The following is an 11,315-nucleotide window of genomic DNA, read 5'->3' as shown; positions in this document are numbered from 1 at the left end:
TGCGGCATGCCAAGCCCCAGCGCAGAGGACACGAGCGTGCAGCAGCAGGAGCGGCCCGTCGTGCGGCCCACCGATCAGGACGAGGTCGCGGCGGCCGGGAGCGAGCTGTTCGGCGGCCGGGTGGGACGCTGGGCGCGGCTCGGCGACGGACCGCTCACGCCCGTGCGCGTCGTCGCGCTGGTCATGATCGGGACGTTCGCCCTCGGCATGGTGCAGAAGATCCCCTGCTACGAGTGGGCGTGGTTCCGCGGCGCCACCTCGCAGTACACGCACGCCTGCTACTCCGACATCCCGCACCTGTTCCTGGGCCGGGGCTTCGCCGACGGGCTCGTGCCGTACTTCGACCGGCTGAGCGGCGATATGCAGTACCTGGAGTACCCCGTCCTGACCGGGGTGTTCATGCAGGTGGCGGCCTGGCTGACGCTGACGCCCGACAGCGACCCCATCCAGCAGCGCGAGCAGATGTACTGGATGGTCAACGCGGGCATGCTGATGATCTGCGCGGTGATCATCGCCGTGTGCACAGCGCGCACGCACCGGTGGCGCCCCTGGGACGGGCTCCTGGTCGCGCTGGCCCCCGCGTTCGCCCTCACCGCGACCATCAACTGGGACCTGCTGGCCGTGGCCCTGACGGCCGCGGCGATGCTCATGTGGTCCCGGGGCAGGGTGCTCGCGTTCGGCATCCTCATCGGCCTCGCGACGGCCGCCAAGCTCTACCCCGTGCTGCTGCTCGGCCCTCTCCTGCTGCTCTGCTGGCGGGCGGGCAGGTGGCGCGAGTTCGGTACGGCCCTGCTCGGTGCGGGGGCGGCCTGGCTGGTGGTGAACCTGCCGGTGATGCTGTACGCCCCCGAAGGGTGGCGGAAGTTCTACACGTTCAGCCAGGAGCGGCCGATCGACTTCGGCTCGTTCTGGCTGATCATCACCCAGCGCACCGGCAAGCCCATCGACGTGGAGACCGTCAACACCGCCTCGGTGGTCCTGATGGTCGTGTTCTGCGCGGGCATCGCGGGCCTGGCGCTCAGCGCCGCGCGCCGGCCGCGCTTCGCCCAGCTGGCGTTCCTGGTGGTGGCCGCGTTCATCCTGACCAACAAGGTCTACTCACCGCAGTACGTGCTCTGGTTGATCCCGCTGGCCGTCCTGGCCCGGCCGCGCTGGCGCGACTTCCTGATCTGGCAGGCCTGCGAGGTCATGTACTTCCTGGGGATCTGGTTCTACCTCGCGTACACCAGCGGCGGGGACACGCACCAGGGCCTGCCGCAGGAGGGCTACCAGATCGCGATCGCCCTGCACCTGCTGGGCACGCTGTATCTGTGCGCCCTGGTCGTCCGGGACATCCTGCTGCCGGAGAAGGACCCGGTGCGCCGGGACGGGTCGGACGACCCGTCGGGCGGGGTGCTCGACGGGTCGCCGGACGCGTCCGCGCCGGAGCCCCGTCGCGCAGCGCACCCGGCCGAGTCGGTCGACGGGCCTCCGGTGGAGTGGGGCACGGCACACGCCCGCTCCGACTGACGCTCCGACCGGGCCCGGCCGTATCCAGACGAAAGACCCTAGCGGTCGACGAGCCGGTCGAACTGGGTCGTCGTGTGGCGCAGATGGGCCACCAGCTCGTCCCCGACCCGCGGTTCCTGCGCGTCGGAGGGCACGAACAGGATCGACACCTGCATGTGAGGCGGCTCGGCGAACCACCGCTGCTTGCCCGCCCAGACGAACGGCGACAGGTTCCGGTTGACCGTGGCCAGGCCCGCGCGGGCGACGCCCTTGGCCCGCGGCATCACGCCGTGCAGCGCCTTGGGCGCCTCCAGGCCGACCCCGTGGGACGTACCGCCCGCGACGACGACCAGCCAGCCGTCGGAGGCGGCCTTCTGCTGGCGGTAGCCGAACCGGTCTCCCTTGACGACGGGGGTCACGTCCAGGACGGCCCCCCGGTACTCGGTGGCCTCGTGGTCGCCGAGCCAGAGCCGGGTCCCGATGCGGGCCCGGAAGCGGGTCTGCGGGAACTGCTGCTGGAGCCGGGACAGCTCCTCGGCGCGCAGATGGCTGACGAACATGGTGTGCAGCGGCAGCCGGGCCGCGCGCAGCCGGTCCATCCAGCTGATGACCTCCTCGACGGCGTCGGAGCCGTCGGTGCGGTCCAGCGGCAGGTGGAGCGCGAAGCCTTCGAGCCGTACGTCCTCGATCGCCGCGTGCAGCAGCCCGAGCTCCTCCTCCTTGACGCCGTGGCGCTTCATCGAGCTCATGCACTCGATGACGACCCGGGCGCCCACCAGGGCGTGCACCCCGTCGACGGAGGAGACGGACCGGATGACACGGTCCGGCAGCGGAACGGGCTCCTCACCGCGCCGGAACGGGGTCAGGACGAGCAGGTCGCCGCTGAACCAGTCCTTGATCCGGGCAGCCTCGTATGTCGTGCCGACGGCGAGGGTGTCGGACCCGAAGCGGATCGTCTCGTCGGCGAGCCGCTCGTGGCCAAAGCCGTAGCCGTTGCCCTTGCAGACCGGTACGAGGCCGGGGAACTGGTCGAGCACGGACTTCTGGTGCGCCCGCCAGCGCGCGGTGTCGACGTAGAGGGAGAGCGCCATGGCCGGCCCGGAACCTTTCTGGTGGATGCGGTGAATCAGAGGGACGAACGGTGTGTGCCGAGGTCTTGTACTGCTGTATCGCTGTATTGAAGCGGGTCAGCGGCGCGACATGTAGATGTCGAGCGCCTTGTGCAGCAGCTTGTTGAGCGGGAAGTCCCACTCGCCGACGTACTCGACGGCCTCGCCGCCGGTGCCGACCTTGAACTGGATCAGACCGAAGAGGTGGTCGGTCTCGTCCAGCGAGTCGCTGATGCCGCGCAGGTCGTAGACGGTGGCGCCCATCGCGTACGAGTCGCGCAGCATGCGCCACTGCATCGCGTTCGACGGCCGGACCTCGCGTCCGATGTTGTCGGAGGCGCCGTAGGAGTACCAGACGTGTCCGCCGACGACGAGCATCGTGGCCGCGGAGAGGTTCACGCCGTTGTGCCGGGCGAAGTAGAGCCGCATCCGGTTGGGGTCCTCGGAGTTGAGGACCGTCCACATCCGCTGGAAGTACGAGAGCGGGCGCGGCCGGAAGTGGTCGCGCACAGCGGTGATCTCGTAGAGGCGCTGCCACTCGGCCAGGTCCTCGTAGCCGCCCTGGACGACCTCGACCCCTGCCTTGTCGGCCTTCTTGATGTTGCGGCGCCAGAGCTGGTTGAAGCCCTTGAGGACGTCCTCCAGGGAGCGGTTGGCGAGCGGCACCTGGAAGACGTAACGGGGCTGTACGTCACCGAAGCCGGCACCGCCGTCCTCGCCCTGCTGCCAGCCCATCTTGCGCAGCCGGTCCGCGACCTCGAAGGCGCGCGGCTCGATGTGGGTGGCCTCGACATCGCGCAGCCGCTTGACGTCCGGGTCCTGGATGCCGGACTTGATGGCCGCCGAGTCCCAGCGCCGGATGACCACCGGCGGGCCCATCTTCACGGAGAAGGCGCCCTGCTGCTTGAGGTGGGCGAGCATCGGCTGGAGCCAGTCGTCCAGGTTCGGGGCGTACCAGTTGATGACCGGGCCCTCGGGGAGGTACGCGAGGTAGCGCTTGATCTTGGGCAGCTGGCGGTACAGGACGAGGCCCGCACCGACGATCTGGCCGTTCTTGTCGAACCAGCCCAGATTCTCCGAGCGCCATTCGGTCTTCACGTCAGCCCACGCCGGGACCTGGCAGTGACTTGCCGAGGGAAGGCTCTGGATGTACGCCAGATGCTGCTCTCGGCTGATGGTCCTCAGGGTCAGGCTCATGCGGGGCGCTCCTCGGCAGGTGTGTCCCCATCGGTCAGGGGCTCCGGCTCTCGCGCCGAAGCCTACTGTGACCGAGGGGGACCCGGCCTGGCCCCGTGGGCCCGGTGCGTACGGCCGACCGGCGCGACCGCCTCCGGGCGACCGCGCCGGCCGGTGCGCCGGTCAGGTGATCACGCCGCCGAAGAGACCGCCGTGCGCCATGCCGAGGAAGAAGCCGACCGCCGACAGGCCGAGCCCGACGATCAGTCCGAACCGTTCCGCGGTGGTCCGGGAGATGAACTGTCCGTAGCCCCCGGTCAGGATGCCGACGAGACCGGCCCAGGAGCTGATCAGGTGCAGGTGGTGGAACATCGCCGTCACGAAGGCGAGGAGTCCCAGCACGAGGGTCACGGCGAGCAGGGTGTCCTGGAGCGGGTGCGGCTTCCCGTCCGTCGCGAAGAGCGAACCGGTGGCGGGGCGGATGGTCTGTGCCATGGAGTACCTCCTGGCCGGACGGGCGGTGGGTGCGGCGCCGCACGCGCGGAGGCCGCTCTCATAGGGAGCGGTCGCGTGTAGCGCCTCTCACACCGCATCTGTCTCGATTGTGCCCTCTGAGCTCCGGATTTCAACCGGAAGCCGGTCTACGGGTAGTCTGTACGGTCTGCACCGGTGTCTGCCCAGGCCAGCACGGCGAGCCTCTCCCCGAACCCCCTCCACGGGACCGTTCGGAAGCGGGATTGTCAGTGCCGGGTGTTCTCCTCGGGGACACCGTTGCTCACGCATCACGACCCTCCTGCCACGGAACGACCGTGGCCGCTGAGTCCAAAGGAGGTGGGTTCCACATGCGTCACTACGAGGTGATGGTCATCCTCGACCCCGATCTCGAGGAGCGAGCAGTCTCCCCGCTGATCGAGAACTTCCTCTCCGTCGTCCGTGAGGGCAACGGAAAGGTGGAGAAGGTCGACACCTGGGGCCGTCGTCGGCTCGCTTACGAGATCAAGAAGAAGCCCGAGGGCATCTACTCGGTCATCGACCTGCAGGCCGAGCCTGCGGTCGTCAAGGAGCTCGACCGCCAGATGAACCTGAACGAGTCGGTCCTCCGGACCAAGGTCCTCCGTCCCGAGGTCCACTGAGCATTTAGCTCAGCGGTTTTCGGGTCCGAGTAGCAGCAAGCAGCCAGAAGCAATCCCCGCCGAGAGGTTCACCCATGGCAGGCGAGACCGTCATCACGGTCGTCGGCAATCTCGTCGACGACCCCGAGCTGCGCTTCACCCCGTCCGGTGCGGCGGTCGCGAAGTTCCGTGTCGCGTCCACACCCCGCATCTTCGACCGGCAGACCAATGAGTGGAAGGACGGCGAAGGCCTGTTCCTCACCTGCTCGGTCTGGCGTCAGGCGGCGGAGAACGTCGCGGAGTCGCTTCAGCGAGGCATGCGCGTCGTCGTGCAGGGCCGGTTGAAGCAGCGGTCCTACGAAGACCGTGAGGGCGTCAAGCGCACGGTCTACGAGCTGGACGTCGAGGAAGTCGGCCCCAGCCTCAAGAACGCCACGGCCAAGGTCACCAAGACCACCGGTCGCGGTGCTCAGGGCGGCCAGGGTGGATACGGCGGCGGCCAGCAGGGTGGCAACACCTGGGGCGGCGGTCCCGGTGGCGGTGGCCAGCAGGGCGGTGGCGGTGCACCCGCCGACGACCCGTGGGCGACCGGCGCGCCGGCAGGCGGCCAGCAGGGCGGGGCCCAGCAGGGCGGCTGGGGCGGAAGCCCCAGCGGTTCCGGCGGCTCTGGCGGCGGCTACTCGGACGAGCCTCCTTTCTAGGTCGGCTCGTACCCCACTTCTTGATCACACAGGAGAAACACCATGGCGAAGCCGCCTGTGCGCAAGCCTAAGAAGAAGGTCTGCGCGTTCTGCAAGGACAAGACCCAGTACGTGGACTACAAGGACACGAACATGCTGCGGAAGTTCATTTCCGACCGCGGCAAGATCCGTGCCCGCCGCGTCACCGGCAACTGCACGCAGCACCAGCGTGACGTCGCCACGGCAGTCAAGAACAGCCGTGAGATGGCGCTGCTGCCCTACACGTCCACCGCGCGATAAGGGAAGGGTGACAACAGCATGAAGATCATCCTCACCCACGAGGTCTCCGGCCTCGGTGCCGCCGGCGACGTCGTCGACGTCAAGGACGGGTACGCCCGCAACTACCTGGTTCCGCGTGGCTTCGCCATTCGCTGGACCAAGGGTGGCGAGAAGGACGTGGCGCAGATCCGCCGCGCCCGCAAGATCCACGAGATCGCGACGATCGAGCAGGCCAACGAGATCAAGGCCAAGCTTGAGGGCGTGAAGGTCCGTCTGGCCGTTCGCTCCGGCGACGCCGGCCGTCTCTTCGGCTCCGTGACCCCGGCCGACATCGCTTCGGCGATCAAGGCTGCCGGTGGTCCCGACGTCGACAAGCGTCGCGTCGAGCTCGGTTCGCCCATCAAGACGCTCGGCGGACACCAGGTGTCCGTCCGTCTGCACCCCGAGGTCGCAGCGAAGCTCGGCATCGAGGTCGTTGCTGCCTAAGGGCAGAGCTCAGCAGAGTCAGTGAAGGGCCGCACCCCGTGGGTGCGGCCCTTCACTGTGTCCGGGGGAGTGTTTCACGTGAAACAGGGCTCCGGTCCCGCTCACCGTTTCACGTGAAACGTCGGCGCGTGGAGGCTGGATCGTCAGCGCGTGGCACCGGTGACGATCCACCGGCCCGATCGCGTACGCAGCCAGAGCGTGGCGAGCCGGACGGTCATCATCAGTGTCATCGCCCACCAGAGTGCGGTGAGCCCGCCGCCGAGGGCGGGTACCAGGAGCGCGACTGGAGCGAAGACGGCGAGCGTCACCAGCATGGCCCAGGCGAGGTAGCGGCCGTCGCCCGCTCCCATCAGGACGCCGTCCAGGACGAAGACCACGCCGGCGATCGGCTGGGAGACCGCTACGACCAGGAGGGCGGGGAGCAGGGTGTCCTTCACGGTCGGGTCGCTCGTGAACAGCGGGATGAACAGGGGACGGGCGAGCACGATCAGGATGCCGAGGGCGATCCCGCTGCCGATGCCCCACTCGACCATGCGACGGCAGGCCTCGCGCGCGCCCTTCTCGTCGTTGGCTCCCAGATAGCGACCGATGATCGCCTGGCCCGCGATGGCGATGGCGTCGAGCGCGAAGGCGGTCAGGCTCCAGAGGGAGAGGATGATCTGGTGTGCGGCGATGTCGCTGTCCCCGAGGCGGGCGGCGATGGCGGTGGCGATCATCAGGACGGCGCGCAGCGACAGGGTCCTCACCAGCAGCGGCACTCCGGCCCGGGCGCTGGCCCGGATGCCGGCCGCGTCGGGGCGCAGGGAAGCGCCGTGTCTGCGGGCTCCTCGGATCACGACGACGAGGTAGGCGACGGCCATCCCCACCTGCGCGATCACGGTGCCCCATGCGGATCCGGCGATGCCGAGGCCGGCCCCGTAGACGAGGGTCACACTGAGGAGGGCGTTCGCTGTGAAACCGCCGATGGCGACGTAAAGCGGGGTGCGGGTGTCCTGGAGGCCGCGCAGTACGCCGGTGGCGGCGAGCACGACGAGCATGGCCGGGATGCCGAGGATGGAGATCCGCAGATACGTGATGGCGTACGGGGCGGCGGTGTCGGATGCGCCGAAGATGTCCACCAGCCAGGGGGCGGACGGGAGCGCGAGCGCGACGACCGCGGCCCCGAGCAGGAGGGCGAGCCAGACACCGTCCATGCCCTGGCGGATCGCAGCGGGCAGATCGCCCGCTCCCACACGGCGGGCGACGGCCGCGGTGGTGGCGTAGGCGAGGAAGACGAAGACGCTCACAGCGGTCATCAGGAGGGCCGCGGCGATCCCGAGGCCGGCGAGCTGCGGGGTGCCGAGGTGGCCCACGACAGCGCTGTCGACCATCACGAAGAGCGGCTCGGCGACGAGTGCTCCGAAGGCCGGAACCGCGAGGGCGATGATCTCTCGGTCATGCCGTCGACGGCTGTTCTTCGGGGTCGCGGGGGCCTGGGTCATAGGGGCCAATCTAATCTTCCACAGGTAAGAGATGCAATCCATCTTTGGCCCTTACGGGCCAGGTCCCGGTGTGTTCATCCCTGCACCGTTTGCAGTGATCTTGAAATGAGGGCGAAAGTTTTTCTCCCCCACAGTCAGTGGATGGAGAACGCGCAGGTCAGGGTGGTCACGCAGGTTCTGCTATGAGTTTGTCCACAGTGCTGTCCCCCGGTCCGTGCACAGGTTCGGAGGAGTTCTCCACAACATCTGGCGCGTCGTCCACATGCCCTGTGGATAACCAGATTGGCTGACGGTGCCGACAGGCCTACCGTGTACCGGCGCCCGCACTCCGTTCCGGCACCGGAATCCACCGAACCAGACGCGCCGGAAGTGGAGTCGGGCGACCTGTTTGTCGGTGCTGTGCCGTAAGAAAGAGTGGCACGGCTAGGTCCGCGATGCGGACGGGAGGAGGCGGCCCGGTGAGCATTCCCGAGCCTTTGGACGACCCCTGGACCGAGGCCGGTCCCGGCGACCGTCTGCCTGCCTCCCGCCAGCGGCGCGGGGACCGCAAGGGGCGTGAGGACCGGCACGACCGGGGCTCGGACGAGGCCTGGGACGGCGGTTCCCCCGGGTTCGAGCGAGTGCCTCCGCAGGATCTCGACGCCGAGCAGTCGGTCCTCGGCGGCATGCTGCTGTCCAAGGACGCGATCGCCGAGGTCGTCGAGGTCATCAAGGGCCACGACTTCTACCGCCCCGCCCACGAGACCGTCTTCACGGCGATCCTCGACCTCTACGCCAAGGGCGAGCCGGCCGACCCGATCACGGTCGCCGCCGAGCTGGTCAAGCGCGGCGAGATCACCAAGGTCGGCGGGGCGCCGTATCTGCACACCCTGGTGCAGTCCGTCCCGACCGCCGCCAACGCCTCGTTCTACGCGGAGATCGTCCATGAACGGGCGGTGCTCCGGCGGCTGGTCGAGGCGGGCACGAAGATCACGCAGATGGGATACGCGGCCGACGGGGACGTCGACGAGATCGTCAACTCCGCGCAGGCCGAGATCTACGCGGTCACCGAGCAGCGCACCAGCGAGGACTACCTCCCCCTCGGCGACATCATGGAGGGCGCGCTCGACGAGATCGAGGCGATCGGCTCGCGCAGCGGCGAGATGACCGGTGTGCCGACGGGCTTCACCGACCTCGACGCGCTGACGAACGGCATGCATCCCGGCCAGATGATCGTCATCGCGGCCCGTCCCGCCATGGGCAAGTCCACGCTGGCGCTGGACTTCGCGCGTGCCGCGTCGATCAAGAACAATCTGCCCAGCGTCATCTTCTCTCTCGAAATGGGGCGCAACGAGATCGCGATGCGTCTGCTGTCCGCCGAGGCGCGGGTGGCCCTGCACCACATGCGGTCCGGCACGATGACGGACGAGGACTGGACGCGGCTCGCACGCCGGATGCCCGAGGTCTCCGCCGCTCCGCTCTACATCGACGACTCCCCCAACCTGTCGATGATGGAGATCCGCGCGAAGTGCCGCCGGCTCAAACAGCGCAACGACATCAAGCTCGTGATCATCGACTACCTCCAGCTGATGCAGGCCGGCGGATCGAAGCGCTCCGAGAGCCGCCAGCAGGAGGTCTCGGACATGTCCCGAAACCTCAAGCTGCTGGCGAAGGAGCTGGAAGTCCCGGTGATCGCGCTCTCACAGCTGAACCGTGGCCCCGAGCAGCGCACGGACAAGAAGCCGATGGTGTCCGACCTGCGTGAGTCCGGCTCCATCGAGCAGGACGCCGACATGGTCATCCTGCTCCACCGCGAGGACGCGTACGAGAAGGAGTCACCGCGCGCGGGCGAGGCCGACATCATCGTCGGCAAGCACCGTAACGGTCCGACGGCCACCATCACCGTGGCCTTCCAGGGCCACTACTCCCGTTTCGTCGACATGGCGCAGACCTGACGGGGCCCTCGCACGTTCGTGGAGGGCCCAGTCCTCCTCTTGCCGGTGCGGCAGCTCTCCGTTTCCACGTTGAATGATCATGCGTGGGCATGCATACTCTTCCCATGTCTAAGGTTCTCACCTCCCTGCCCATCGGCGAGCGCGTCGGCATCGCCTTCTCCGGCGGACTCGACACCTCGGTCGCGGTCGCGTGGATGCGCGACAAGGGCGCCGTCCCGTGCACCTACACCGCCGACATCGGCCAGTACGACGAGCCCGACATCGCCTCGGTACCCGGCCGCGCCTCGACGTACGGTGCCGAGATCGCCCGGCTGGTCGACTGCCGGGCGGCGCTGGTCGAGGAGGGGCTGGCCGCGCTCACCTGCGGTGCGTTCCACATCCGTTCGGGCGGGCGTGCCTACTTCAACACCACGCCGCTCGGCCGTGCCGTGACCGGGACCCTGCTGGTCAGGGCGATGCTGGAGGACGACGTCCAGATCTGGGGTGACGGGTCGACGTTCAAGGGCAACGACATCGAGCGGTTCTACCGGTACGGGCTGCTCGCCAACCCGCACCTGCGGATCTACAAGCCGTGGCTGGACGCGGACTTCGTCACCGAACTCGGGGGCCGCAAGGAGATGTCGGAGTGGCTGCTCGCCCACGCGCTGCCGTACCGCGACAGCAGCGAGAAGGCGTACTCCACCGACGCCAACATCTGGGGTGCCACCCACGAGGCCAAGACCCTGGAGCACCTCGATGCGGGCATCGAGACCGTGGAACCGATCATGGGCGTCCGGTTCTGGGACCCCTCGGTGGAGATCGCTGCCGAGACCGTGACGATCGGCTTCGACCAGGGCCGCCCGGTGACGATCAACGGCAAGGAGTTCGCCACCCCGGTCGACCTGGTGATGGAGGCGAACGCGATCGGCGGTCGCCACGGCATGGGTATGTCGGACCAGATCGAGAACCGGGTGATCGAGGCCAAGAGCCGCGGCATCTACGAGGCGCCCGGAATGGCGTTGCTGCACGTGGCGTACGAGCGGCTGGTCAACGCCATCCACAACGAGGACACCCTGGACAACTACTACAACGAGGGGCGGCGGCTCGGCCGGCTGATGTACGAGGGCCGCTGGCTCGACCCGCAGGCGCTGATGATCCGCGAGTCGTTGCAGCGCTGGGTGGGGATGGCGGTCACCGGGGAGGTGACGCTGCGACTTCGGCGTGGTGACGACTACTCGATCCTGGACACCGAAGGCCCGGCGTTCAGCTACCACCCGGACAAGCTGTCGATGGAGCGCACCGAGGACTCCGCGTTCGGCCCGGTGGACCGGATCGGCCAGCTCACGATGCGCAACCTCGACATCGCCGACTCGCGCGCCAAGCTCGAACAGTACGCGGGTCTCGGCATGGTCGGATCGACCCACCCCGCGCTCATCGGCGCCGCCCAGGCGGCCTCGACCGGACTGATCGGCGCGATGCCGCAGGGTGGCGCCGAGGTCATCGCCTCGCGCGGCAGGGGATCCGGCGGCGACGAGATGCTCGACCACGCCGCGATGGAGTTCGGCACCGACTGAAGGGCAACGCAGTCCCC

Annotated in this window: 11 protein-coding genes; 7 read left to right on the top strand and 4 right to left on the bottom strand. The window is 68.5% G+C overall.

Annotated features, from left to right (window positions below):
• Positions 1–6: 6 nt before the first annotated feature.
• Entirely contained in the window at positions 7–1,509 is a 1,503-nt protein-coding gene (locus RI138_RS16025) for a glycosyltransferase family 87 protein (protein ID WP_311120478.1), read from the top strand.
• A 38-nt stretch (positions 1,510–1,547) separates the two neighbouring features.
• Here RI138_RS16025 and RI138_RS16020 read toward each other — a convergent pair whose 3' ends face one another.
• The 3 genes from RI138_RS16020 to RI138_RS16010 all read right to left on the bottom strand — a co-directional run bounded on the left by RI138_RS16020 (position 1,548) and on the right by RI138_RS16010 (position 4,268).
• Positions 1,548–2,579, bottom strand: a complete 1,032-nt coding sequence (locus RI138_RS16020; protein WP_311120477.1) for an alanine racemase — start codon at positions 2,577–2,579, stop codon at positions 1,548–1,550.
• A gap of 96 nt (positions 2,580–2,675) precedes the next feature.
• Positions 2,676–3,794 carry a lipid II:glycine glycyltransferase FemX gene (locus tag RI138_RS16015; RefSeq protein ID WP_096629846.1) on the bottom strand — a complete coding sequence of 373 codons (1,119 nt, stop codon included), beginning with the start codon at positions 3,792–3,794 and terminating at the stop codon, positions 2,676–2,678.
• 162 nt (positions 3,795–3,956) lie between these two features.
• Positions 3,957–4,268 (bottom strand): hypothetical protein, encoded by a 312-nt coding sequence (locus RI138_RS16010; RefSeq protein WP_096629845.1) that lies wholly within the window; start codon positions 4,266–4,268, stop codon positions 3,957–3,959.
• Between the two features lie 347 nt (positions 4,269–4,615).
• Between RI138_RS16010 and rpsF the strand changes: the two genes are divergently transcribed.
• The 4 genes from rpsF (at position 4,616) to rplI (ending at position 6,330) form a co-directional block, all read left to right on the top strand.
• Positions 4,616–4,906, top strand: a complete 291-nt coding sequence (gene rpsF / locus RI138_RS16005; protein ID WP_006126011.1) for a 30S ribosomal protein S6 — start codon at positions 4,616–4,618, stop codon at positions 4,904–4,906.
• A 74-nt stretch (positions 4,907–4,980) separates the two neighbouring features.
• Positions 4,981–5,586, top strand: coding sequence for a single-stranded DNA-binding protein (locus tag RI138_RS16000; RefSeq protein ID WP_311120476.1), 606 nt, complete (start codon positions 4,981–4,983; stop codon positions 5,584–5,586).
• Between the two features lie 42 nt (positions 5,587–5,628).
• Positions 5,629–5,865 (top strand): 30S ribosomal protein S18, encoded by a 237-nt coding sequence (gene rpsR / locus RI138_RS15995; protein ID WP_003967857.1) that lies wholly within the window; start codon positions 5,629–5,631, stop codon positions 5,863–5,865.
• A gap of 18 nt (positions 5,866–5,883) precedes the next feature.
• Entirely contained in the window at positions 5,884–6,330 is a 447-nt protein-coding gene (rplI, locus tag RI138_RS15990; protein WP_096629842.1) for a 50S ribosomal protein L9, read from the top strand.
• Between the two features lie 143 nt (positions 6,331–6,473).
• On the opposite strand, the gene RI138_RS15985 is transcribed toward rplI, so the two are convergent.
• Complete coding sequence (locus RI138_RS15985; RefSeq protein ID WP_311120475.1) at positions 6,474–7,811, bottom strand: MATE family efflux transporter; 1,338 nt, start codon at positions 7,809–7,811, stop codon at positions 6,474–6,476.
• A gap of 458 nt (positions 7,812–8,269) precedes the next feature.
• Between RI138_RS15985 and dnaB the strand changes: the two genes are divergently transcribed.
• Both dnaB and argG read left to right on the top strand, forming a co-directional pair.
• Entirely contained in the window at positions 8,270–9,745 is a 1,476-nt protein-coding gene (dnaB, locus tag RI138_RS15980; RefSeq protein WP_096629839.1) for a replicative DNA helicase, read from the top strand.
• A gap of 104 nt (positions 9,746–9,849) precedes the next feature.
• Positions 9,850–11,298: an argininosuccinate synthase gene (gene argG, locus RI138_RS15975; RefSeq protein ID WP_096629837.1), complete on the top strand. Its 1,449-nt coding sequence runs from the start codon at positions 9,850–9,852 to the stop codon at positions 11,296–11,298.
• Positions 11,299–11,315 lie beyond the last annotated feature (17 nt).

The organism is Streptomyces durocortorensis (assembly GCF_031760065.1).
In the GTDB taxonomy this organism is placed as follows: Bacteria; Actinomycetota; Actinomycetes; order Streptomycetales; family Streptomycetaceae; genus Streptomyces.
The sequence above is the reverse complement of the archived record's forward strand: the minus strand, read 5'-3'. Positions and strand labels throughout refer to the sequence as shown.